The sequence below is a fragment of the Acidobacteriota bacterium genome (assembly GCA_016184105.1).
Taxonomy (GTDB): Bacteria; Acidobacteriota; Vicinamibacteria; order Vicinamibacterales; family 2-12-FULL-66-21; genus JACPDI01.
Genome location: JACPDI010000020.1, coordinates 15,787 through 40,406, shown reverse-complemented (window position 1 = coordinate 40,406; position 24,620 = coordinate 15,787). Strand labels below are relative to the sequence as shown.

Here is a 24,620-nt window from a genome sequence, read left to right as displayed (position 1 = left end):
TCACCGGGCCCAGCAGGCCGGCCAGCACGGCCCGGGCCAGGAGCTCGGGGTCGCTGCCGGCCAGGGCCCCGGCCACCATCACGTCCACGCGCTCCAGGCGGCCGGGGTCGAGCTGGACGCTGAAGCGGCCCAGGCGGTCGGCCAGGACCACGAAGGGACGCAGGGCGGCCACCGCGGCCGGGTCGCCCAGCGGCACGTTGACGGCGTGCTCGACCAGCTCGCGCGCCGAGTCGGCCGTGAGCGTGCCATCGGCCAGGCCCTGTTCGTAGAACCGGAGCAGGTGCTGATCCAGGTGCCCGGGGTTGAAGGCGTCCCATCCATTCAACTCCGTGATCACGCCCAGGTGGCAGAACCAGTAGGCCTGCAGCGCTTCCCAGAACGTGCGCGGCGCGTGCGCAGGCACGTGCCGGCACACGGCGGCAATCTGTTCCAGCTCGCTCCGTCGCGACGGGCTTCGCTCCTGTTCGACCAGTGCCAGCGCGCGGTCGGCGTGCCGCTCGGCGAACCGGATGACCGCGGCGGCCGCGAGGCGCATCCCGGCGAGCGCCTCGCGCTTTTCCCACGCCTCGGGGTCGCGCAGGCCGTCGATCGACGCCGCCACGCGATCGATGTCGGCGATGAAGTCGAGCAGGCCGCGGCTGTAGATCTTGTCGTCCAGCACCGTGTGGCCCGGCGCGCGCTGTTCCATGAACTCGGTGAAGATGCCGGCCTCGTACGCGGTGTGCCACTCGGGCGCCAGCGCCTCGAACATGCGGTCGCGGAGCGATCGCCCGTGCCAGTAGGGGATCACAATCCGCTCGTAGTCGGCGAGCACCTCGTCCGGCACCACGTACCAGGTCTTCGGCCGCGAGTTGAGGATCCGCAGATCCTCGAGACTGTGACACGTCAGCTCGGGGAACGTGGGCACCACCTTGGGCGCCGGTCCGCGCTCGCCGACGATGAGTTCCCCCTCGCCGATGAAAATCGTCTGGTGCTCGACGAGGTGGCGCAGGGCCAGGCCGCGCATGACGGGCGGCGAATACCGCCCTTCGTGCCCGCGAGAGAACCCGGTCATCAGGACGGCGCGCTCGGAGGAAATCGTTGGCTTCGCCTCCAGGCTTCGGCAACGCAACGTTTCAGTACGGGACGTCATCTCATCCTCCGATGATCGTATCGAGGCCCTTCCGCTCGAAGATCGTCGCCAGGTCGCGCATGCGCGAGGGATCCGGCGGCGTCACCGACGCGAGGGCATACGGTCGCCCGAGACGCTCGAACTTGGCGCTGCCGGTCCGGTGATACGGCAGCAGGTGCACGCGGCGCACGCCAGGGTTGGCGGCGGCGATGCCGGCCGCCGTCTCGAGGCAGCGCTCGTCATCGGTGAACCCCGGCACGATCGGAATCCTCAACCAGATATTCCGATGCTCGCCCCCGAGCGCCTCCAGGTTGGCGAGAATCGGCTTGAGCGGCAGGCCCGTGTACTCGGCGTGCCGCCGGTCGTCGGCGATCTTCAGGTCGTAGAGAAACACGTCCACCAGCGGCGCGATGGCGAGCAGCGCCTGGCGCGATCCGGCGCCGCACGTGTCAACCGCCGTGGACATTCCCGCCTCCCGGGCGCCCCGCAACAGTGCGTGAACGAAGCGGGCCTGCGAGAGCGGCTCGCCACCGGACACGGTCAGGCCGCCGCCGGAATCCTCGAAGAACACGCGATCGAGCTGCACCTCGCGCAGGACCTCGGCGACCGCCATGCGACGGCCGGCCAACTGGCGCGCGCCCGTCGGACAGGCCTGAGCGCAGGCACCGCACGCGGTGCAGAGCCGCGCGTCGGCTCCGTTCGGGCACGTGCGGATGCAGGTGCCGCACGAGAGACAACGCTCGCGCAGGTACAGCAACTCCGGCCACGGCGACAGGCTCTCGGGGTTGTGACACCACACACACCGTGCCGGGCATCCCTTCAGAAAGACCGTCGTCCGGATCCCGGGTCCGTCGTGAATGGCGAAACGTTGAATGTTGAAGATGCGGCCGGCCGGCGGCTCGCGAGGCTCACATGACACTCCGGGTCAGCCCTCCGTCCACCAGCACCGACGCGCCCGTCATGTACGACGAGGCGTCCGACAGCAGGAAGGCCGCGACCATCCCGAATTCCTCCGGCGTCCCGTAACGTCCCATGGGGATGGTCCCCATCGACCGGCTTCGCTGCTCGTCGGCCGTGAGCCCGTTCCGGCGGCCGTTCACCTCGTCGAGCTGCCTCACCCGATCGGTGTCGATCCGTCCCGGAATGATCTGGTTCACGCGAATGTTCATCGGCGCCAGTTCGAGCGCCAGCGTCTTGGCCAGCGCGCTCACCGGCGCGCGCAGCACGTTCGACAGCGCCAGATTCGCGATCGGCTCCTTCACCGCCGACGAAGTCGCCATCAGGATGCTGCCGCCGCCGCGTTGCTCCATCGCCGGCACCACCAGGCGCACGAGCCGGATGACGCTCAGAACGAGCTGCGCGAACGCCGCGTTCCACGCCGCGTCGTCGAACGCAAGCGCGGGACCGGCCGGCGGGCCGCCCGTGTTGGACAGCAGCAGGTCCACGCCGCCGAAGCGCTCGGTGGTCGCGTTGTACCACCGCTCGATGCCGTCAGCCGCGCTGAGGTCGGCGGGCACGGCGACCACCTCCGCGCCGGTTTCCTGCACGAGGCGGGAAGCCGCGCCGGCAAGCGCGTCGGCGTTGCGTGCGGCGAGCGACACGTGCGCCCCCTCGCGCGCCAGCGCGTGCGCCACGGCGTATCCAAGGCCGCGGCTGCCGCCCCCCACCATCGCCACTTTTCCGCTCAGCCCGGGAATCATGCGGGCAACTTCACCCAGGCCAGCACGCGATCGAGCGCCTCGCGCGTTCCGCGATCGAGCGTCCCGCCGGGCGCGCGGATCCCCGCGTGGCGGATGGCGCCGCGCCTCCGCAGCACTTCCTTGCGAATGGCCATGCCGATGCCCTCCTGGAACTCGAAGCGCATGAGCGGCACGGCGCGATAGAACGCGTCGGCAGCCTCGTCGACGCGGCCCGACCGGAACAGCGCGACGACCTTCACGAGGATCTCCGGGTAACTGAAGCCGGTCATCGCGCCCGCCGCGCCCGCCAGCAGCTCCTCGATCAGGAACACGCCACCAAGCCCGCCTAGAATCCGGACGTCGACGCCGGCCGACGCCTCGAGGATCCGCGCCGTCTTGAACGGCGTCGGCGGGTCTTCGAGCTTGATCGTCCTGGCGGCCGCGACCTCGCGCGCGATGCGCGCCAGCAGCGCCGGCTCCATGGCGTACCCGGAAATCGGCGGGTAGTCCTGTACGACGATCGGAACGTCCACCGCCGCCGCCACCTCGGCAAAGTGCCGCGTGACGGCGTCGGAGTTGATCTTCAGCATGCGCGGCGGCGAGATCATCACCGCCGTCGCGCCCGCGCTCTTCGCGCGCCGCGTGTACTCGATGCAGAGCCGCAGCCCCTCCGCCGTGGTTCCGGCGACGACCGGCACCCGGCCGTTGACCTGCGCCAGGATCGCCTCCAGCACGCGATCGCGTTCGACCTCGTTGAGACGCGCCACCTCGCTGGTGACACCGAGCGCGGTCACGCCGTCCACGCCGGCGGACAGGAAGAGATCGACGACGCGCTTCAGGCTCGCGTGGTCGATCTCCCCTGCCTCGTCGAAAGGCGTCGGGACGACGGAGTAGACGCCGCCGATGGTCATCGGGCTACTGGGATGTGGTCGAGCGCCGCGTGCGCGCAGCGCGCGCGGTCGTCATGGCGTTGGGATCCCCCGGCTTCACGAACCCCGAGTAGTTGTTGACGATGCGGCCGTTGTACGACATCAGGTCGGTGCCGGCCGGGTTCAGGAGGCGCAGGTTCTCGAGCGGGTTGCCGTTGACCACGAGCAGGTCGGCGATGTACCCGAGCCGCACGCGCCCGAGCCGATCCTCCATTCCGATGACCTTCGCGCCGTTGACCGTGGCGTGCTTGATCACTTCGAGGGGGTGGAAGCCCGCCTCGTGCTGCAGCTCCAGCTCGCGCGTCATGCCGAATCCGTACAGCGATCCATACAGGTACCCGGCGTCGTCACCCGTGGTGATGATCCCGCCCTTTCGCCCGAACTCGTAGAGCGCGTCCATCCAGACCTGGTAGTTCTTGCGCCACTTGGTTTCGTTCGCCTCGGTCCAGCCGATCCAGAACGTGCCGTGGCGGGTCATGCTCGGCACGTAGTAGTCCTCGAGCGACGGATGCAGGTAATCCTTGTACCAGGGCAGGTTCTGCGCCTTGATCAGATCGCGCGACGCCTCGTAGGTGGACAGCGTCGGGCTCCACGCCACCCCCTTCTTGACCATGTCGTCGAGCAGCGCCGACATCTTCGCCGGGTTGTAGTTGTTCTGGATGTACAGCTCGCCCGCGCGGCCGAAGCGATGGATCTCGTTGTTCGAGTTGTGCTCCGGCGGGAAGTCCTGGATGCCGTCGAGCGCCGCGTCGCCCACACCGTAGAAGTGCTCGATGCAGTCCACGCCCAGGTCCACGTAGTCGCGCGCCGTCGTCTCATCGACCGCGATGTGCGTGGTCGTCCGGAGTCCAACCTTCTTGGCTTCGTCGATGAGCGCCGCCAGCTGATCGCGATCGAGGCCGCCGATCTTCAGGCCGTCGGCTCCCGTCTCCTTCGCCTTGCGGACGCCCGCGCGGATCTGCTCGGGCGTGCGCTGCGGCCCCAGGTCGGGGCGCGAGTAATCCAGGATCCGGGGCGAGATGATCGTGTGCGCCGCCGCCTCCGTGCGCCACTGCCGGGTCTTGGTGGGATTCCCTCCTACTTCCCGGGCCGTCGTCGTTCCGGAAGCGAGGTACAGGTTCCGTTCGTACTGGATCGGCAACGGCCCGACGCGCTCCTCGTGCCAGTGCATGTGGGTGTTGATCAGGCCGGGCATCACGTACTTGTCGGTGGCGTCGATGACCATGTCCGCGGCGGGCCAGTTCCCGGACTTCGAATTGCCAATCCGCGCGATGAGGCCGTCTTCGGTCAGGATGTCCGCGGGACCGAAGGGGGGCTTGGCGTTCCCGTAGATCACCATGGCGTTGGTAATCAGCAGTCGCTTCACTTTCTTCGCGTGGACTGCCTTGGCAGGCGCGCCGGCGGGCGCCTGCGTCGATGCGACGACGGAGGTCAGGCCCATGAGCAGGCCGACGATTGCTGCGCGCGCGAGTATGCGTGTCATGTGAGTCCTCAGGTTCTACGGCTGCGACGTGGTCGACCGGCTGCGCGCGGCGCGCGCGGTCGCCACCATGTCCTTGACTTCCTTCATCAGGGTCGGCACGTGGTACGGGATGCCGTCCTTGATCGTCCACTAGGAGGCGCAGGTTCTCGAGCGGGTTGCCGTTGACCACGAGCAGGTCGGCGACGTACCCGAGCCGCACGCGCCCGAGCCGATCCTCCAGTCCCAGGACCTTCGCGCCGTTCACTGTGGCATGCTTCAACACCTCGAGCGGGTGGAAGCCCGCTTCATGCTGCAGCTCCAGCTCCCGCACGACGCCGAATCCGTACAGCGATCCATACAGGTACCCGGCATCGTCACCCGTCGTGATGATTCCGCCTTTCCGGCCGAACTCGTAGAGCGCGTCCATCCAGACCTGGTAGTTCTTGCGCCACTTGGTTTCGTTCGCCTCGCTCCAGCCGATCCAGAACGTGCCGTGGCGCGCCATGCTCGGCTCGTAGTACGCCTCGAGCGACGGGTGCAGGTAGTCCTTGTACCAGGGCAGGTTCTGCGCCTTGATCAGATCGCGCGACGCCTCGTAGGTGGAGAGCGTCGGGCTCCATGCGATCCCCTTCTTCACCATGTCGTCGAGCACCGCCGAGAGCTTAGCCGGGTTGAAGTTGTTCTGGATGTACAGCTCGCCCGCACGGCCGAAGCGATGGATTTCGTTGTAGGAGTTGTGCTCCGGCGGGAAGTCCTGGATGCCGTCGAGCGCCGCGTCGCCCACACCGTAGAAGTGCTCGATGCAGTCCACGCCCAGGTCCACGTAGTCGCGGGCGGTCGTCTCCTCAACGGCGATGTGCGCCGTGGTCCGAAGTCCCTGCTTGCGCGCCTCGTCCAGCACGGCCGCCAGCTGGTCGCGATCGAGGCCCGCCAGCTTCAGGCCGTCGGCCCCCTGTTTCTTCAGCTCGCGCACCTGGGCGCGCAGAGCGTCTGGCGTGGCGCCCTCCACGACCACGAACGGGTATTCGATCATCCGGGGCGCGACGATCGTGTGCGCGTTGCTTTCCGCCTGCCAGCGCTTCGCCTTTTCCAGGCTGCTCAGCGCCTCCTTGCGGATGCCGTCGGCCGACGAGTTGCCGACTTCACGTGTGGTCGTCACGCCGGACGCCAGGTAGAGATTGCGCTCGTACTGGATCGGCATCGGGATGCCGGGCACGCGGTCCTCGTGCCAGTGCATGTGCGTGTTGATCATGCCGGGCATCACGTACTTGCCCGTCGCATCGATGACCATGTCGGCGGCCGGCCAGTTGCCCGACTTCGAATCGCCAATCCGCGCGATGAGGCCGTCCTCGCTCAGGATGTCCACCGGACCGAACGGCGGTTTGGCATTGCCGTAGATCACCATCGCGTTGGCGATGAGCAGCCGTTTCACCTGCTTGGCGTGAACGGCCTTGGGCGCCGCGGCGCGGGCGCCGCTCGCGGCCCCCTGCGCGGACAGCGCCGCCGCCGCCACGACGGCGACGGCGACGGCGCAGGCAAACGCGGAGTGTGCAATCGATCGCTTCAATGAACGTCTCCTCTTAGAAGTCAATCGTGAATCCGAGCCGGATGATCCGCGGCGCGACGATCTCGGCGGGCGCGAGATACGCGCCGCCGACCGACGCGTTGTAGCGGACGATCGACGACGCGTTGCCGATGTTGTAGATGTCGAACTGCGGGACGATCTGCCGGCTCACGCCCAGACGAATCGGTCTCGACAGCCGCACATCGAACATCGTCACGGTGGGCAGCCGCTCGTCGCCGCGCGAGCTGAGCGCCACCGCCTGCGACGAGCGCGTCAGCCCGGGGAAGATGTTTCGGTTGACCGAGTACGTCGACACGTACGGATACCCGCCGTTTGAAATCAGGCTGCCGCTGATCGAGATGTCCCACGGCGCGCGGTAGCTGCCCGCCAGGCGGAACGCCACCTTCGAGTCGTTGCCGACGATCCCATCGGTGTAGAGCGTGTTGTTCGGATCGTTCAGGTCCGCCGTCGCCGACTGGCCGGTGCCGGCCGCGGTGTTCAGCCCGCCGGTGTTCTCGCCCACCGTGAGACCCGCGAGCATCTGCCACCGGTGCGAGAACCGCTTGTTGACCGTCAGTTCGAACCCCTTGTAGGTCGTATCGAGGTACGGGTTGTTGTCGAGGACGTTGTCCTGCCGGCCGAAGAACGCCGGGTTGAGATTGTAGAACGTCGCGGTGCCGCCGGGCCCCGTGGGGTCCCCGGGAACGTTGACGGTGACCGGCGTGTAGGCGCTCGTCGGCACCGCCTCGTTCCGCAGGCCGATCTGATCCTGGTTCGTGCGGTAGTAGTACATCAGGCCGACGCGAAGATCTCTCGCAACCTGCTGTTCGACGCCGAGCGTGACCTCGTCGGAGTAGGGCCATTTCGGTCCGTCGGGACGCGCATACCGAACCGTCAGGCCGGGGAACCCGGAGCACTTGCCGATCTCGTTGGCCTGCGCCCCCCCGTCGCCATTGAGATCCGACCACGGGCAGCTGGCGGACGTGAACTGGAAGGGATGGACGTTCTGCACGCGGTCGAGGCCCACCTGCAGGCCGTACCGGCTGTAGCTGGCCTTCACGGCCGTCTTGCCGCCACCGGTGGGATCGTACGATGCCCCCACCCGCCAGACGCCGAGCTTCTGATCGATCGGTTCCGATTCGGGCAGCGACCGCTCGGGCACCCACGTTCCGGCGCCGCTGGACTGCTCGGGAATGATCCCGCGGTTCATGTCGAAGCGCGCGCCGATGTTGAGCGTGAGCCGGCGCGCGATCGTCCACGCGTCCTGGGCGAACACGCCGAACAGCTTCTCGATGCTGACGTGATGCGTCGGCGTGTTCCAGATCTGGATCGCGGTGGGCCGCCGGTTGTTGTAGACGAGGTACATGTCGCCGTTCACCCAGAACTGGTCGTTCATGTGCAGGCGCGCGAACTGCACGCCCACCTTGAAGAGGTGCTCGCCCCCCAGGCCATTGACCCCGTAGGAGAGGCTGTTGTCGAACTGGATCCGCGAATTGGGCAGTTCCTCGCGGCGGGCCGCGGCGACGTCCGCCGTCGACAGCACCGGGTCGATCACGCGGATCGCGTTCTCGGGCGTTCCCGGCTGGTAGTGATACAGCGTTTCGCCGATCATCGCACTCAAAGACGACTCCACGACCGCCTTGCTGCGAATGCCCGTGTACTTCACCTGCGTCGTGTTCGCGGGGTTGCGCTGCAGCAGCGCGGCGATGTCCGGCACGAAGTCGGGCGGCGTGTCGCGGCGGTGGCCGCGGACCTTGTTGTTCCGGCTGTAGGAGGCGGACAGCTTCTGCGTCTTCGTCGCCTGCCACACCGCCTTGGCGTAGTAGTTGGTCATCGTGTTGTCGTCGATCGCGCGGCTGCCGTCAGGGTTCTTCGCGCTGGTCATGCGGTCGACCACCCAGCGTCGCATCGTGCCGGTGACCCAGACCCGATCGACAATCGCCCCGCCGCCGCCGATGTTGAAGTCGTAGAGCCGCTTGGTGGGATTGCCGATGAAGTTGAAGCGCCGCAGGTACGCGTCATCGGAGTTGTCGGCCTGGAGGTCCTCGTTGGCGTACGAGAACCGCGCACTGCCGCGCCAGGCGTTCCCCGCCTCCTTCGTGACCATGTTGATCGAGACGCCGCCGGCCATGACTTCCGCCGGGATTGCCGAGGTCTGGTAGTTCACTTCCTCGAACATCCCCTGGTCGTAGTACAGCATCGTCGCGCCGCCGCCGCTGCCCGGCCAGTTCACCGTGTTGCCGTCGATGTTGTAGCTGACGTCGTTCGTGCTCGAGCCGTGCGCCGAAAGCTGGCTGGCCTGCATCGACTGCGTGCCGCCGACGTCGTAGGTGGAGATCTGCACGCCCGGGATGATCTTCGCGAGCGACCATGGGTCGCGACCCGTCGGCACCCCCTCGAGGATCTCCTGGTTCATGACGACCTGCTGCACGTTCGACCGGGTGTCGACCGTCGGCGACTCACCGGTGATCGTGATCGTCTCGTTCAGCTGTCCGACTTCGAGCTTGGCGTTGACCGTCGCCACAAACGACGCGCTGACGCGGATGTCGGCCCGCTCGACCGCCTTGAACCCCTCCAGCTCGAACTTGAGGCGGTAGTCGCCGGGGGGTAGCCGGCTGAAACGGTACGTGCCGCTCGCGTCGGTGACCTCCGTCTGGGTTCCGCCAATCAGCTTTTCACCTGACAGGGATACGCTGACGCCCGGCAGCACGCCGCCGCTCGCGTCAGTCGCGGTCCCCGTGATCGATCCGGTCTGCACCTGCGCGCGCACACCGGCAGCGGCCGCCAAGACGATGAATAATGCGAGTCCGGAGACCCTGCGCCAGGCTTTCATATCAAATTCCTCCGCTTTCTAAAGCGAGATGAAGCACCACTCCCTGGTGTACGGCACGCGACTCATGCGATAGCCGCTGTTCCGCCCGACGACAACCGTGTCACTCCAGTTGAAGCCGCATCCGTGTTCCGGATCGAAGAGCCCCGGTTCTTCCGAGAAGCACATCCCGGCCTTCAGCACCGTGTGATCGCCGAGCGCGATGTAGGGCGGCTGGTGGCCTTCGGTGCCTTCGCCGTGACCGGGCCGGTGATAGACGTATTTCTGGACTCCCTGCTCCACCTGGTACTTGTGGATCGGGTACGCCACGTCGGCGCAGGTGGTTCCTTCCTTCGACAGCTCGACCTGCATGTCGCAGCACCGCTGGCTGACGTCCCACAGCTTCTGCATGTGGGGATCGAACCGCCCCGCGGCGTCTGCGATGATGTACATGCGGTAGTTCTCGCCGCCGCAGCCGCCGATGCGGCCGACGCCGGAGACCTGCATCGCCATGTTGCGGCCGATGCGGTTGAAGCGCGGCTGGTTCGGGTGCGGGTAGGCGGTGAGCGGGCCGGCGCCGTTCGCAAGATCGATGTCGCGGTAGAGCACGTCGTTGATCCACAGCGTGGCTGCCGTGCCGACCTCGTAGTCGGTGACGTCCGTGCCGTGGGTCAGGATGTAGTCACGCGCGAAGGCGTGCGCGCGGTCGAAGTACGTATAGGCGCGCCGCCAGAGCGCCAGCTCCTCCGGCGTCTTGACCATGCGCATCCCGAGCAGGACGTCGTTGACGTCCACGAACTCGATTCCCGGCAGGACCTCGCGGACCTTCGCGGCTTCCGACGGATACAGCTCTCCGTCGAGGGCGATCTTCGTTCCCTGGATGCCGTGCTTCTTCAGCGCGTTGAGCATCAACGTGAAGAGGTCGACTTTCTCTCCCTTCTTGACGCTCCCCTCTTCCGGGAACGAGCCGTTGTCCTGGACGTCGAAGTATTTCAGGCCGCCGCCGAACCACCACGTGGTGACCAGGTCGCGGTCGAGCGACGGGTAGAAGAACCAGGGGTCGGCCTGCCCCTTGTTCATGAAGACGGCCTGCGGCCGCTCGGTCACCGTGTGCATGTACCCGGTGAGGTACATGATGTTCAGCGGGTTGCGCACCAGGAACGCGTCGATGCCGCGCTCGGCGAGCGCGCTCTTGAACCGCTGCACGGTTTTCTTGTTCCACTCGAGCGGCAGCCGGTCGTACGCGGCCGGCGCCGGCGGGCCTTCCTCGCCGGGGGTTGGCTTGACGAAGAGGGCTTCGCTCTGTCGCGTCGCCTGGCGGTCGAGGAAGTCCTTGAGCGTCGGCGAGGCATTTGTGGCCGCCGGCGGCGAGGGCTGCATCGCCGCGACGGTGTCGATACGGGAGATCAGTCCGGCGCCCAGCAAGGCACACGCACCCTGCTGCAGCAGGTCCCGACGGGTTTGATGCATTCGCGGACGATAGGGCGTCGGGAGTCCGCCGTCCAATGGATTCTTTTTATTGGGCGATAAAGGGGCAGGGCGAATCCCGCGGGCGATTGAAAGACTGCAGAACGCCGTCGTTCACGAACTGGTACGGAGCCGGTCCTGCGGCTGCGCGTCCTGAAGCGATCGGTCGCCGTCGACGACGAGATTCGGGAAGCGCTGCCGGAACGATTCGGCGACCTCGCACGCGAAGCACACGGGCAGCTCGGTCTCGAGGGCCTTCGACAGATCGACATCCGGAATCTCTTCCCACGAATGGGTTTCGTGTGTCTTGGGATTCAGGAGGCCGGGCTTCGATCCCATCCGGTGCACCGGGGGAATCGGCTGCTTGCAGATCGCGCACGCCTTGCCGTTGAAGAAGCGCATCAACAGCGTCGTCGTGGCATCATCGTGCGGCGTGCGTGCCCTGAACCTCCACACGGTGAAACCAACGCCTGCGCACACAACCGCGGCGGTGACGACGACGAGGTCGACCAGGGCGAAGTTCATGGGGCGGGCCTCCCGGATGTCCAAGGCTCCGACGCAGCGTTTCGGCAGTGTGCCACTCGCCGCCCCGCGATTCCAGCGAATTCTCAGCGTTCCGTGGCCGCACGCACGCGCCGGCCGCCGGCGCCCGCCTTCGCAATCCTATCGCTCTCGTCAGTGACCACTACACCTTGACAACTGATGGGCAGGATCATACGTTGCCCCTTCTTGTGGCTGGCGAGGTCGAGTGCGACCGCGTCCAGGCACGGTGTTCGCGCGACCTTCAGCCGCTGGCCGCGACCCATATGAGCATGGAGCACCCTCCCAGAGGGCACCGGTGCGCCGCCCCGACGCGGCCCCTCCGTCGACCTCGACCCGAGCGGGACCAGGACTTCGTGGTCGCGTTCGACTCGGACTGCCCGCAGGAGTTCGTCGATCTGGTGGGGCGGCCGCGTTGCACGGATTGATGACGCCCGATCCTGAGGTCCTCATCGTCGGCGCCGGCCCGGTCGGTCTCGCCGCCGCCCTGTTCCTCCAGCAGGGCGGGGTCCGCGTGGCGATCGTCGACATGCACCAGCGGACGACCCAGCACAGCTACGCCCTTGCGATCCATCCGCGCACGCTCCGGATTCTGGACGAGGCCGGACTCTCCGAAGGGCTGATCGGCGCGGGGCGGAAGCTGACGACCGTCGCCTACTACGAGGGACGCGAGCGGCACGCCGAGATCGACTATTCAGCTCTCGCTTCCAAACATCCCTATCTCCTCCTCGTCCGCCAAAGCCTGCTGGAGAGGGCCGCCGAGGAGGCGCTCCGCAAGAAGAAGCTCAAGGTCCTCTGGGGACACCGGCTCCAATCCCTCGCCGCGGACGGCGGCGGCGTTCGGGCGGAGGTGGCGAAGCTCGACCAGGTCGCGACCGGCTACCCCGTCGCGCGAAGCGAGTGGGTCGTCGTAGGAAGCGAGACGATCCGGCCGGCCTACGTGATCGGCGCCGACGGGTACGACTCGGCCGTGCGGCGGATGTCCGGCATCGAGATGGAGGAGCATGGCGCGGCCGAGATCTTCTCCGTCTACGAGATCGAGGCCGCGGGGGAGCTTCCCGCGGAAGTGCGCGTCATCCTCGATCCGGGCCTGACGAGCGTGTACTGGCCCCTCGAGGAGGGCCGATGCCGCTGGGGATTCCAGATAGGTGACGCTTCGGAACACGCGACATCGATGGAGCGGCTCGAGCGGCTGATCGCCGAGAGGGCTCCCTGGTGCACGGCGCGACCGACCCGGATTTACTGGTCGACCCTCGGCCTGTTCGAGCGGCGCCTGACGCGGAGCTTCGGCCATGGACGCGTCTGGCTCGCCGGCGACGCCGCGCACCAGGCGGCTCCGGTCGGCGTGCACAGCATGAACTCGGGGCTGGTCGAAGCGTGCGAGCTGGCGGCGCGCATCTCGCGGATCGAGCACGAGGGGGGAGCGCCTTCCCTTCTCCAGGAGTTCGGGACAGGGACGCACGAGGCGTGGCAATGGCTCCTCGACGCCTTCACCCCGGCCGGTGCGACGGTGCGCGCGCTTCCGGGGGCGGATCCGTGGATCCGGCAGAACGCGGCGAGGATCCTCGCCTGCATGCCCGCGTCGGGCGACGACCTCGAGCCGCTGCTCGGGCAGATCGGTCTCACGGTCGCGCCTGTGCGCGCCTGACGCGCGTCACGCGCGGAGGCGGATGCGCGATAATTCAGCCAGCCGTTTTTCACGCTGGCAGTCGGGGGACAGGCGTGGCCCAGACCGAAGCAGAACTGCTCGACAACCCCGTCGCGGGCCGTCCCACGCTCATCCTGCGCTCGCCCGATTTCCATTCCATCACCGAGGTCGTCGCGGCGCCGGTCGAGCGGCCGGCACCGATCGGGTGGTGGCTCTTCTTCCTCCCTTCGCTCGCGCTCCTCGGCCTTCTGGGCGTCGCCGTCTCGTGGCTCTTCTGGGAGGGGATCGGCATCTGGGGACTCAACGTTCCCGTCGGCTGGGCGTGGGACATCACGAACTTCGTGTTCTGGGTCGGCATCGGGCACGCCGGGACGCTCATCTCGGCGATCCTCTTCCTCTTCCGGCAGAAATGGCGCACGTCGATCAACCGCGCGGCCGAGGCGATGACCATCTTCGCGGTCATCTGCGCCATGACGTTCCCGGGGATCCACGTGGGACGCGTCTGGGTCGCCTACTGGATGTTCCCGGTGCCGAACCAGATGGGCATGTGGCCCAACTTCAGGAGCCCGCTTCTCTGGGACGTGTTTGCGGTCAGCGTGTACGGAACCGTCTCGGTCCTGTTCTGGTACGTCGGCTTGATCCCGGACCTGGCGACGCCGCGCGATCGGGCGAAAAGCCGCGCGCGCAAGCTCGCCTACGGCTTCTTCGCCCTGGGATGGCGGGGCTCCGTGCGGCCATGGCACCATTACGAATCCGCCTATCTCGTCCTCGCAGCCCTCGCGACGCCGCTCGTCCTCTCGGTTCATTCGGTCGTCTCGATGGATTTCGCGGTCTCCCTCCTCCCCGGGTGGCATACGACGATCTTCCCGCCCTACTTCGTCGCGGGCGCGATCTTCTCCGGGTTCGCCATGGTGCTGACGCTCATGGTGATCTGCCGCAAGGCGTTCGGTCTCGAGCACATCATCACCCTTCGGCACTTCGACTACATGGCGAAGATCATGCTCGTGACCGGGTCGATGGTCGGCTACGCCTACGCCACGGAGTTCTTCACCTCCTGGTACAGCGGCAACCCGTACGAGTTCTTCACGTTCATGAACCGCGCGCTCGGACCGTACGCCTGGGCCTACTGGATCATGGTCGCCTGCAACGTGATCAGCCCTCAGATCTTCTGGTCCAGGCGGGCGCGCACGAGCATCCCGGTCCTGTTCGCGCTGTCGATCGTCATCAACATCGGCATGTGGTTCGAGCGGTTCGTGATCATCGTGACGTCCCTGCACCGTGACTTCCTCCCGTCGGCCTGGGGCTACTTCACTCCCACGATCTGGGACGTGGCGTGCCTGGTCGGGAGCTTCGGGCTGTTCTTTACGCTGTTCTGCCTGTTCGTGCGCTTTCTTCCGATGGTGGCAACCGCCGAGGTCAAGACCGTCCTGCCGCAGGCCGATCCGCATTGGCAGCGCGGCCCCGAGCGCGAGATCAGGGACCACCGTGCTCAGCTTCCGGCCCACGGCGCGCACGAGCCCACTCCCGAGGGAGCCGCCTGATGCCCTCGCTTCGCTCGCTCAGGCCAAGGCTGCTGGTCAACCAGCTCCCCAAGGGGCCGTACTTCGGCATCCTCGCCGAGTTCGGGACGCCGGCGGACCTCTATCACGCGTGCGAGCGGGTGCGTGACGCGGGCTTCACGCGCTGGGACGCGCACACGCCGTTCCCCGTCCACGGCATCGAGGGAGCGATGGGGCTCCGGCGCTCCCCGCTTCCCTGGATCGTGCTCGGCACGGGACTGACGGGGGCCGCGCTCGGCTTCATCCTGCAGTGGTGGGTCCACGCCGCCGCCTACCCGCTTGTCATCAGCGGCAAACCGTACTTCGCCTGGCCCGCCTTCGTTCCGATCGCGTTCGAGGTGGGAATCCTCTTCGCCGCGCTCGGCGCCGTCCTCGGCATGCTCGGCCTGAACCGGCTCCCCATGCACCACCATCCGCTCTTCCGATCCAAGGTCTTCGAGCGCGTCACCGACGACGCCTTCTTCATCTCGATCGAATCGTGGGATCCCCGGTTCGATCCGGCGGCTACGCGGAAACTGCTGGAGTCGCTGGGCGCACGAAGCGTCGAGCTCCTGGAGTCCTGAATGACCAATCCGACGCGCGAACGAGCGCACGCGAGTGAGCCACGCGAATGGAGCGAGCCGGCGACGCGGCGAGCGAATGAGCGTGTAGGGGAGCCCGAGGGGCGAAGCCCCTCGGTTGGACGATGACCTCCGAACGCGACCACGTGGCGCTCAGGCCCGAACAGGCCACGATCCCCCCGGGGCACTCGTGGAACCGACTTCCGGCGATCGGCGCGGTCTGCGCCCTGCTCGGCGTGGGGGCCTGCGCGATGCTGGGGGCGGCAAATCCGAAGCAGTTCTTCTTCTCGTGGCTCGTGTCGTTCCTGTTCTTCCTGAGCCTGGCGCTCGGCGCGCTGTTCTTCGTGTTGATCCAGTACGCGGCCCAGGGAGGATGGGGGATCGTGCTGCGACGGATCGGGGAGACGATCTTCGCGACGCTCCCCGTGATGGCGGCCCTCTTCCTCCCGTTGCTCCTCGGCCTGCGCGATCTCTACTCGTGGAGCGCCCCCGGCGCAGCCGAGCACGATGCGCTGCTTCGCTGGAAGGCGCCGTTCCTCAACGTGCCGTTCTTCCTGATCCGGGCAGCCCTCTACTTCGGATGCTGGTCCTTCATCGCCCTGCTCTACTACCGGCTCTCGCGCGGCCAGGACGCGACGGGGGATCCTGCGGTCTCCGCCCGCCTGCGCCGCCTCGCCGGCCCCGCCATCATCGTCCTCGCGCTGACCCAGACCTTCGCCTCGATTGACTGGATCATGTCGCTCACGCCGCACTGGTACTCGACCATCTTTGGCGTCTATTTCTTCGCGGGCTCCTTCGTCGGGTTCATCGCGCTGCTCTCGGTCGTGGCGGCGGCGATGCGCCGGGCGGGGCTGCTCGACACGGTCATCAGCCCCGAGCACCTGCACGATATCGGAAAGCTCCTCTTCGCGTTCACGGCGTTCTGGGCCTACATCGCCTTCTCGCAGTTCTTCCTCATGTGGTACGCCAACCTCCCGGAGGAGACGATTTGGTACAAGACGCGGATCGAGGGGTCCTGGAAGATGGTCTCGGTCCTCCTCATGGCGGGACACTTCGGGGCTCCGTTCTTTTACCTGATGGGGCGCGCCGTCAAGCGGAGGGGATGGACCCTGGCCGTGGGAGGAATGTGGCTCCTCGCCATGCACTTCGTGGACCTCTACTGGCAGGTCATGCCGACGCTCCATCCAGAAGGGGTCCGTCCCTCGGCGCTGGACGTGGCCGCGTTTGCCGCCGTCGGCGGGTGCTTCGTGGCGGCGGCGAGCTGGCTCATGCGCCGGCAGGCGCTCGTACCGCTCGGCGACCCGAGGCTCGCCGAATCGATCGCGTTCGAGAACGCCTGAGGCCGCGCGAAGGCGGGTTGCCCGGATCCCCGCGTCGGGTGTAGAGTCTCGGCCCAATTCCCGCATGGGCGGAATGCAGCCGCCCGGGACGATGACGGAGGAGTGAGGTTTCCGATGACGAACCCAAGGAGTGTGCGCAGGACGGCACGGGTGTGCCTGGCGGCTGGGCTGGTAACAGCGGCGGTGTGGCCTGGAGTGGCTCTCGCCGCATCATCCATCGCCGGAACCGTCACCTTCGCGGGCAAAGCCCCCACCCTCAGGCCGCTCGCCATGGACGCCGACCCCGCGTGCGCCAAGAAGCATTCGGGGCCCGTGGCGAACGAGATGCTGGTGCTCGGCAGCGGCAACACGATGGGGAACATCATGGTCTGGGTCTCGAAGGGGCTCCCGGCAGGGAAGACCTGGCCCGCTCCCAAGACTCCCGTGACTCTCGATCAGAAAGGCTGTGTGTACGTGCCGCACGTGATGGGGATCATGGTCGGCCAGGCCTACAGGATCTTCAACTCCGACGGCATCCTCCACAACGTCCACGCGCTTCCCAGGATCAACAAGGCCTTCAACCGGGCGATGCCGCCGACGGTCAAGGAGGCGAGCGCCACGTTCGACAAGCCGGAGGCGCTCTTCCTGATCAAGTGCGACGTGCACCCCTGGATGAGCGCGTACGTCGGCGTCTTCACCCATCCGTTCTTCTCGGTGACGCGCACGGACGGGAAGTTTACGATCTCCGGCCTCGACCCGGGCACCTATGAGATCACCGCCTGGCACGAGAAGCTGGGGACGCAGACGGCCTCGGTCACGGTTGGCGCCAACGACACGAAGACCCAGAACTTCAAATTCGCCACGCCCGCCGCGAAGTAGCGGTCCGGAGAGAAGCCCCATGAGTGAGCCGGCAGGCGTCGCCGCACCCACGCCGCACGTTGCGCACGAGGCCCATCACGAGGAGCCCGGCTTCTGGCGCAAGTACGTCTTCTCCACCGATCACAAGGTGATCGGCATCCAGTACGCCGTCACCGGCCTGCTGTTCCTCCTCTTTGGCTTCTCGCTGATGATGCTCCTGCGCTGGCAGCTCGCGTACCCGGGCGCCGCGCTGCCGCTGCTCGGCGGGCTCCTCGGCGATGCGCGCATGCCGGGCGGGACGATGCTCCCCGAGTTCTACAACGAGCTGGGGGCGATGCACGGCACCATCATGGTGTTCCTCGGGGTGGTGCCGCTCGCCGTCGGAGGATTCGGGAACTTCGTCCTGCCGCTCCAGATTGGAGCCCCGGACATGGCGTTCCCGAGGCTGAACATGGCGAGCTACTGGTTCTTCTTCCTCGGCGGCGTGACGATGCTGGCCAGCTTTCTCGTCCCCGGGGGAGCCGCGCAATCCGGATGGACCTCCTACTCGCCCCTCGCCAACCTGGCGGGCACGGGCCAGACGTGGTGGCTCATCGGGATGGTCTTCCTGATCACCTCGTCGCTGCTTGGCGCGATCAACTTCATCACGACCACGATCCAGCTCCGCGCCAAGGGGCTCACGTTCCTGCGGTTCCCCTTCTTCGTGTGGGCCCAGCTCGTCACGTCGTTCCTCCTTCTGCTGGCATTTCCGCCGCTCGAGGCCGCGGCGGTCATGCAGCTGATGGACCGTGTGGCCGGCACGAGCTTCTTCCTGCCGAGCGGCCTCGTGGTCAGCGGCCAGGCCCTCACCGTGGCCGGGGGCGGCAACCCGCTCCTCTGGCAGCACCTGTTCTGGTTCCTGGCGCACCCGGAGGTCTACGTCCTGATCCTGCCCGCCATGGGCATCGTGGCCGAGATCATCGCGAACAACACGCGCAAGCCGCTGTGGGGCTACCGCGCGATGGTCTACTCGGTCATCTTCCTCGGCTTCATGTCGTTCATCGTCTGGGCGCACCACATGTTCATGACCGGCATGGGGACCGCGATGGCGGCGTTCTTCCAGACGACGACGATGATCATCTCGATCCCGTCGGTCGTGATCCTCACGGCCCTGATCATCTCGCTCTGGGGCGGGTCGATTCGCTTCAACACCCCCATGCTCTTCGCGCTGGGCTTCCTCCCGATGTTCGGCATCGGAGGGCTGACGGGGCTTCCGCTCGGGCTGAACGTCACGGACATCCCGCTGCACGACACGAACTACGTCATCGGCCACTTCCACTACGTCGTCGCGCCGGGCACGATCTTCGGCCTGTTCGCGGGGATCTACTACTGGTTTCCGAAGGCCACCGGGCGGATGATGAACGAGACGCTCGGCAAGATCCACTTCTTCGGCTCGCTCGTCTGCATGAACGTCATCTTCATGCCGATGTTCCTCATGGGGCTGGCCGGCGTCTCGCGGCGCCTGTTCGACGGTGGGGCCACCTACGCCTTCGCGCAGCCGGTCCTCCACCTGAACGTGGTCTCCTCCTGGGGCGCGTGGATCCTCGCGATCTTCCAGATTCCCTTCATCTTCAATTTCTTCTGGAGCATCCGGAAGGGGGCGCAGGCCGGGGAGAACCCGTGGCAGGCGACGACGATCGAGTGGGCGGCTCCCTCGCCTCCCCCGCACGGCAATTTCCGCGTGGCCCCGGAGGCGTACCGGGAGCCCTACGAGTACAGCGTTCCCGGCGCGGCGAGGGACTTCACGCCGCAGCACGAGGCGTAATGGAGATCCCCTACACCGTGGAGGTTCGCCGCGACACGGGTCTGACGAACGGCAAGATCGCCATCTGGCTGTTCCTCGCGTCGGAGGTCATGCTGTTCGGAGCCCTCTTCGCGAGCTACATCCTGATCCGATCGGGGGCGCCGAGCTGGCCGCGGGGAGACACGATTCTGAACGTCCCGCTGGCCACGTTCAACACGATCGTCCTGATTTCGTCCTCCGTCACGATGGTCATGGCCTGGGCGTCGCTGATGCGCGCCCGCTTCGGAACGTATCGGATATACATGGGGGCGACGATCCTGCTCGGGTTCGTCTTCCTCGTCGTCAAGTATTTCGAATACAGCCACAAGTTCCACGACGGGTTGTATCCCGGCACCAGCAACTTCCTGGCCATCTACTTCACCCTGACCGGCCTGCACATGCTCCACGTGTTCGGCGGGATGGTGGTGAACGCCTATCTGTGGGGCCCCGGCGCGAAGCTCTGGAAGACGAATCCGGTGTGGCTCACCAACCGGGTCGAGAACTCGGGCCTCTTCTGGCATTTCGTGGATCTGGTCTGGATCTTTCTCTTCCCCACTCTGTATCTTCTGTAGGCGGCGGCAATGACGAGCGACCACGCAGCCATGGCGGGCGATCACGCAGCGGAGATCGACAGGCACGTCAGGGTCTACATCACCGTCTTCGTCGCGCTCATGGCCCTGACCATCATCACGGTGGCGGTCTCATACCTCCACCTTCCCGTGCCGATTGCCGTGACCGTGGCGCTGCTCGTCGCGACCGTCAAGGGATCGCTTGTCGCGTGCTACTTCATGCACCTGATCTCCGAGAAGAAGCTGATCTACGCGGTCCTCGTGCTGACCGCGGTGTTCTTCGCCGCGCTGCTGGCCCTTCCCGCCGTCACGCACAGCAGCGGCTACTGGATTCACGAATGAACCTCAGGTGGTTCCATGCGCTGCTGATCCTCCTCTCCGCGGCCCTCGCCGTGCTGTTCGGCGTCTGGTGCCTGGCCCTGTACGGGCGGGAGGACGGGATCGCAAGCCTGCTCGCGGCCGTCACGGCGTTCGCCGTGTCGTTCGGCCTGGTCGTCTACGACTCGTGGTTCCTGCGCAAGACGAGGACGCTCAGATGAAAGCGGGAACGCGGCGTCAGACGCGAACGAGCGCAGCGAGTGAGCCACGCGAGCGGAGCGGGGCGAATGGGCCCCGCGAGCGAGCGTGTAGGGGGGGCCGGCGGGGCGAAGCCCCGCGGACAAGAACGACACGGGCCTGCACGACGGCGGCGGCCGTGATGATCGGCGGCAGCTCGCGCGTCCTCGCCTGTCCGATGTGCTTCGGGGCGGAGGAAACCTCGATGATCGACGGGACGAAGCTCGGTATCGTCGTGATGCTGGCCCTCACGCTGGCGGTGCAGGGCGGATTCGTGGGCTTCTTCCTCTATCTCCGCAAGCGCGCGAAGCGCATCGCCGAAGTCGAGCCCGACTCCGAATGGTCGGAGCTCCAGAACGCGTCGAGAACATCATGACTCAGTGGCTCGGGCTCCCGGCGCTCGCCTCGGCTCACGGCGGGCAAATCGACGGCCTCATGGGCTGGACGCACCTGTTCATGCTCATCCTGTTCGTCGGGTGGGGAGGGTTCTTCACCTACACCCTGGTCCGCTTCCGCCGATCGCGGCATCCGGTGGCGAACTACACGGGGGTCAAGTCGCACAAATCGAACTATCTCGAGATCGGCGTGGCCCTCGTCGAAGGGATTCTCCTGTTCGGATTCTCGATTCCGATCTGGGCGGCGAGGGTCGATCGCATTCCCCCGGAGAGCGAAGCGCTCGTCGTTCAGGTCACCGCCGAGCAGTTCGCCTGGAACGTCCACTATGCCGGCCCTGACGGGGTATTCGGCCGCGCGGACATCAAGCTGATGGACCTCCAGTCGAACCCCCTTGGACTCGATCGCTCCGATCCTGCCGCGAGAGACGACATCACGACGCTCAATCAGCTCTATCTGCCCGCGAACAAGCCGATCATCGTGAAGCTCAGGAGCAAGGACGTCATCCACAGCTTCAACGTGCCCGAGTTTCGCGTGAAGCAGGACGCCATCCCCGGCTTCACGATCCCCGTCTGGTTCGTCCCCGACGTCACGACCGCAGAGATGCGGACTCGAACGGGGAATCCCGAGTTCCAGTACGAGATCGCCTGCGCGCAGCTCTGCGGTCTGGGCCATTACCGGATGCGGGGCTTCGTCACCGTCCAGAGCGCCGAAGAGTTCCGGCAGTGGATGGAGGCCGAAGGGGCGAAGCTCAAGGAGCAGGGCGAAGCGGACGCCATCTGGCGGTAGGGCCGCCGCTCGACCTGTGGCGCGAGCCTTTGAGGCCTGCCGTCACTCGTTCGAGAGACTCCGCCGGAATGGATAAGCCGCGCGCCTAGCCGAAAAGTTTTGGGGTGGGCATCCGCGCTCGGATCCGCTCGAGCTCTTCAACGGTGACGCGGTCGAGGCCGTTCCTGCGGCAGGACTCCTCGACGGCCCGGACGACCATCCCCCGGACGAACGCGGGAATCCTCTTCATGCGCGCGGCGGCCGCATCGTCCCACGCGATCGTTGCCGGCGACTCGGCGCCGTAATAGATGGCAGGGGGCGCCCCGGAGGCGGCGGCAGGGTCGCGGAGGACGAGAAGAGGCGAGCCGGCGAACCTGCCGGGGGTGTGGGTGCAGAGAGGATCTTCGGCCATCAGATCGCCGGTCATCCCGTAGGCCCGCGCGCGGCAGCCCCCGCAGTGGGCGTTCATCTCGCATTCCCCGCATCGCCCGCCGAGCGAGGTGCGGCGCCGAATGCCGGTGAACAGTCCCGACGAGGTCCAGAGGTCCGCGAGACTTGCGCTGCGCAGGGAGCCCGCGAAGACCGGGAGATATGGGCAAGGGGTGACATCCCCGTTCGGCCGGATTCCCATGTAGTGCGTCCCGGCCGGGCACCCGCCCGCCCCTCCGGAGTAGATCCTGATGCGGGACAAGTCGGGCCACGATTCAGCAGCCGCCGGGATCGGATCGGTCTCGGCATTTTCCAGAACGGTCTTGATGTAGTGCGGAGCGCACTTCGCGTTCACGAGCATCCGGCGGTCGTACTTCCGCTGGATCCGGTAGAGAGAGGCGAGAACCTCGTCGTACTGCGCCGGGGTCATGTCCGACACGAACTGCCCGCGTCCCGTCGGCACCAGGAAGTAGAGGTTCCAGACCTTCGCCGCGAGGCGTTCGTGCGCGAAGTCGGCGATCGCTTCGAGCTCGCCGAGATTGTGCGAGCCCGCGGTCGTCTGCACGATGAAGGGGAGCCCGGTCCGGTTGAGGATCTCCGCTCCCCCGACCGTGTTTCGCCAGGCGCCACGCACCTTCCTGAAGCGGTCGTGACGATCGGGGTCGAGCGCATCGAGGGAAAGGGACAGGCCGCGTGCTCCGGCCTCCGCCAGGCGCCGCGCCAGGTTCTCCGTGATGCGCACGCCGTTGGTGCCGACAACGACCCAGAGTTCACGCTCCGCCGCGCGATGGACGATCTCGAGGATGTCGCGCCGCAGGAGCGGCTCGCCGCCCGTCAGGATCGTCAGGCACTCGGGCGCGAAGGCGGCGATTTCGTCGATCACCTTGAAGCACTCCTCGGTGCCAAGCTCGCTCCGATCGGCGAAGTTCTCCGTGCCGACCAGCCGGGGCCCCCGGCGCGCGTCTGTTGCGCGTTGGGGTGAGAGAAGCGTGCCGCCGGCGTCGAGGTAGCAGTGCTCGCAGGCGAGGTTGCAGCGGTACGTCAGGTTCCAGGAGATGACGTAGGGCCGGTGGAACGCGCTGGCGTTGACAAGCGGCATGTTCGTCTCGATCGAATTACATGCCGAAGAACTCGCGCGCCGCGTCGAGGATCTTCTCGTCCACTTCCTCTGCCCCCCTCTCCCGGGCGAATTTCTCGATGCCGATCTTCGCCATGGGGCGGACGAACGCGGGAATGTTCGCGAGCCGCGCTTCGGCGGCGGAGGTCCACCGGATCGGGATCGGCTCTTCGGTCCGGACGTGTCGCGCCTCGGTGCCGGTCGCCGGCATCATCGCGGGGAACGGGCATTTGGCGCCCGACGTGAGCTCGCGCTCTTCGGTCGAGGGGCCCGCCCCGAGCATTGTCGAGGGGCCGATCCGCACGCCGAGCGACTGGACGAGCTGTGTCTCGAATGGATTGGTCAGCATCGCCATCTCGTAGCCGCACTCGGGGCACGAGTAGACGACCGAGAGCGAGCCGCCCTCGGGCGGGCCGACGGTTTGGAGCGTCATCGGCGTGTCGCACGGGATGCAAAGGAATTTCATTGGACAGACTCCAGAAGGCGCTGCGCGATCTCGTCCAGCGCCCGACCCACGGGCGTTTCGTCGAGTGCCCCGGGTGGCGTTCCCTCGTCGCAGTGCCGCGCAAGCTCCGGATCGAACGGAACGGTCCCCAGGCACGGGATTCCGAGATCTGAGGGCTCGGGCGCGCCAAGAGCGCGCAGGGGGGGGCGGCGGGGCGAAGCCCCCCGGCCTGAGGATGGCGCAAAGAGCGGCTTGATGGCGTCGCAGTCGCGGCAGTAGTAGCCGCTCATGTTCTCGACGTACCCGAGGAGCCGATTGGGTCTCTTCGACAGCGCCGCCACCGAGCGCGCGACTACGCCCCGCGCCACCTCGGAGGGGATCGTGACGAGCAGGAACGAGGTCCGCGGCCCGAGAAAATCAGCGTACTGGACGGTCCGCTCGGCTCCGGGCGGCAGATCGAAAAGCAGTAGATCGAGCGCGCCCCATTCGAAGGCACCGAGGATCTCGCCGAGGAGCGCGAACTCCTTCGTGGCGCGCCACGTATGGGACTCTCCGCGCGCCGCGCTCTCGAACTCGAGCGCCTCCGACTCCGGGATCAGCGACCCCATCGAGAAGACCGCGATCCCGTCCCTGGTCCGCGGGAGCGGGACCTTGTCGCTGCCGGGAACGAACAAGGCCCCCTGGATCCCTGCCATGCGCGCCTGCGAGGGGCCGTTGAAGTCCGCGTCCAGGATCGCAATCCGAAGCCCACGGGCGCGCAGGGCGCCCGCAAGGTGCCGCGTCAGGGTGCTCTTGCCGACTCCCCCCTTGCCCGAGCCGACGGCGACGAGATGGCGCACCCCGGCGAGCCCGTCGGTGATGCGGTCGCGCTGCTCGGCGACCTGCTCGAGGATTCTGGATCCTCCGTCGCCGGCGATGTCGTGGTAGTGCTTCATTGTTGGACCGGGGGGCTTCGCCCCGCCGGACCCCCTACACGCTCGCTCGCGGGGACCCACTGCCCCGCTCCGCTCGCGTGGC

At 67.0% G+C, this 24,620-nt stretch carries 22 protein-coding genes; 10 read left to right on the top strand and 12 right to left on the bottom strand.

Features of this window, described 5'->3' with window-relative positions; translation table 11 throughout:
- The 9 genes from HYU53_07565 to HYU53_07525 form a co-directional block, all read right to left on the bottom strand.
- On the bottom strand, positions 1–1,132 hold a 1,132-nt coding region (locus tag HYU53_07565; GenBank protein MBI2221052.1), incomplete at its 3' end, for a hypothetical protein.
- Position 1,133: 1 nt separating this feature from the next.
- Entirely contained in the window at positions 1,134–2,030 is an 897-nt protein-coding gene (locus tag HYU53_07560) for a glycyl-radical enzyme activating protein (GenBank protein ID MBI2221051.1), read from the bottom strand.
- A complete protein-coding gene (locus HYU53_07555) occupies positions 2,020–2,811 on the bottom strand; it encodes an SDR family oxidoreductase (protein MBI2221050.1) in 792 nt (263 codons plus the stop codon). The genes HYU53_07560 and HYU53_07555 overlap by 11 nt, the downstream gene beginning before the upstream one ends.
- A complete protein-coding gene (locus HYU53_07550) occupies positions 2,808–3,701 on the bottom strand; it encodes a dihydrodipicolinate synthase family protein (GenBank protein MBI2221049.1) in 894 nt (297 codons plus the stop codon). The genes HYU53_07555 and HYU53_07550 overlap by 4 nt, the downstream gene beginning before the upstream one ends.
- A 4-nt stretch (positions 3,702–3,705) precedes the next feature.
- Positions 3,706–4,503 carry an amidohydrolase family protein gene (locus HYU53_07545; GenBank protein MBI2221048.1) on the bottom strand — a complete coding sequence of 266 codons (798 nt, stop codon included), beginning with the start codon at positions 4,501–4,503 and terminating at the stop codon, positions 3,706–3,708.
- 31 nt (positions 4,504–4,534) lie between these two features.
- Positions 4,535–6,694, bottom strand: coding sequence for an amidohydrolase family protein (locus HYU53_07540; GenBank protein ID MBI2221047.1), 2,160 nt, complete (start codon positions 6,692–6,694; stop codon positions 4,535–4,537).
- A 67-nt stretch (positions 6,695–6,761) separates the two neighbouring features.
- A complete protein-coding gene (locus HYU53_07535) occupies positions 6,762–9,578 on the bottom strand; it encodes a TonB-dependent receptor (GenBank protein MBI2221046.1) in 2,817 nt (938 codons plus the stop codon).
- An 18-nt stretch (positions 9,579–9,596) separates the two neighbouring features.
- Positions 9,597–11,024, bottom strand: coding sequence for an aminopeptidase P family protein (locus HYU53_07530; GenBank protein ID MBI2221045.1), 1,428 nt, complete (start codon positions 11,022–11,024; stop codon positions 9,597–9,599).
- A 111-nt stretch (positions 11,025–11,135) separates the two neighbouring features.
- On the bottom strand, positions 11,136–11,546 hold the full coding sequence (locus HYU53_07525; GenBank protein ID MBI2221044.1) for a hypothetical protein: 411 nt from the start codon (positions 11,544–11,546) through the stop codon (positions 11,136–11,138).
- A 1,488-nt stretch (positions 11,547–13,034) separates the two neighbouring features.
- Between HYU53_07525 and nrfD the strand changes: the two genes are divergently transcribed.
- The 10 genes from nrfD (at position 13,035) to HYU53_07475 (ending at position 21,633) form a co-directional block, all read left to right on the top strand.
- Entirely contained in the window at positions 13,035–14,750 is a 1,716-nt protein-coding gene (gene nrfD, locus HYU53_07520) for a polysulfide reductase NrfD (protein MBI2221043.1), read from the top strand.
- Positions 14,750–15,331 carry a DUF3341 domain-containing protein gene (locus tag HYU53_07515; protein ID MBI2221042.1) on the top strand — a complete coding sequence of 194 codons (582 nt, stop codon included), beginning with the start codon at positions 14,750–14,752 and terminating at the stop codon, positions 15,329–15,331. Before nrfD ends, HYU53_07515 begins: the two co-directional genes overlap by 1 nt.
- Before the next feature lie 122 nt (positions 15,332–15,453).
- Positions 15,454–16,668, top strand: a complete 1,215-nt coding sequence (locus HYU53_07510; protein ID MBI2221041.1) for a quinol:cytochrome C oxidoreductase — start codon at positions 15,454–15,456, stop codon at positions 16,666–16,668.
- A 195-nt stretch (positions 16,669–16,863) separates the two neighbouring features.
- Positions 16,864–17,526, top strand: coding sequence for a carboxypeptidase regulatory-like domain-containing protein (locus HYU53_07505; GenBank protein ID MBI2221040.1), 663 nt, complete (start codon positions 16,864–16,866; stop codon positions 17,524–17,526).
- Positions 17,527–17,545: 19 nt separating this feature from the next.
- Positions 17,546–19,309 carry a cbb3-type cytochrome c oxidase subunit I gene (locus HYU53_07500; protein ID MBI2221039.1) on the top strand — a complete coding sequence of 588 codons (1,764 nt, stop codon included), beginning with the start codon at positions 17,546–17,548 and terminating at the stop codon, positions 19,307–19,309.
- The gene (locus tag HYU53_07495; protein ID MBI2221038.1) at positions 19,309–19,899 is read left to right on the top strand and encodes a cytochrome c oxidase subunit 3; all 591 of its coding nucleotides are present in this window, start codon (positions 19,309–19,311) and stop codon (positions 19,897–19,899) included. Before HYU53_07500 ends, HYU53_07495 begins: the two co-directional genes overlap by 1 nt.
- A 9-nt stretch (positions 19,900–19,908) precedes the next feature.
- Positions 19,909–20,238, top strand: coding sequence for a cytochrome C oxidase subunit IV family protein (locus tag HYU53_07490; protein ID MBI2221037.1), 330 nt, complete (start codon positions 19,909–19,911; stop codon positions 20,236–20,238).
- The gene (locus tag HYU53_07485) at positions 20,235–20,435 is read left to right on the top strand and encodes a hypothetical protein (GenBank protein MBI2221036.1); all 201 of its coding nucleotides are present in this window, start codon (positions 20,235–20,237) and stop codon (positions 20,433–20,435) included. The genes HYU53_07490 and HYU53_07485 overlap by 4 nt, the downstream gene beginning before the upstream one ends.
- Before the next feature lie 221 nt (positions 20,436–20,656).
- Positions 20,657–20,827, top strand: coding sequence for a hypothetical protein (locus HYU53_07480; GenBank protein MBI2221035.1), 171 nt, complete (start codon positions 20,657–20,659; stop codon positions 20,825–20,827).
- Entirely contained in the window at positions 20,824–21,633 is an 810-nt protein-coding gene (locus HYU53_07475) for a hypothetical protein (protein ID MBI2221034.1), read from the top strand. Before HYU53_07480 ends, HYU53_07475 begins: the two co-directional genes overlap by 4 nt.
- A gap of 85 nt (positions 21,634–21,718) precedes the next feature.
- On the opposite strand, the gene HYU53_07470 is transcribed toward HYU53_07475, so the two are convergent.
- From HYU53_07470 to HYU53_07460, 3 genes are all read right to left on the bottom strand, one after another.
- Complete coding sequence (locus HYU53_07470) at positions 21,719–23,140, bottom strand: radical SAM protein (protein MBI2221033.1); 1,422 nt, start codon at positions 23,138–23,140, stop codon at positions 21,719–21,721.
- A gap of 16 nt (positions 23,141–23,156) precedes the next feature.
- Positions 23,157–23,321 carry a PCP reductase family protein gene (locus HYU53_07465; GenBank protein MBI2221032.1) on the bottom strand — a complete coding sequence of 55 codons (165 nt, stop codon included), beginning with the start codon at positions 23,319–23,321 and terminating at the stop codon, positions 23,157–23,159.
- A gap of 299 nt (positions 23,322–23,620) precedes the next feature.
- Positions 23,621–24,538, bottom strand: coding sequence for a P-loop NTPase (locus HYU53_07460; protein MBI2221031.1), 918 nt, complete (start codon positions 24,536–24,538; stop codon positions 23,621–23,623).
- Positions 24,539–24,620: the final 82 nt, after the last annotated feature.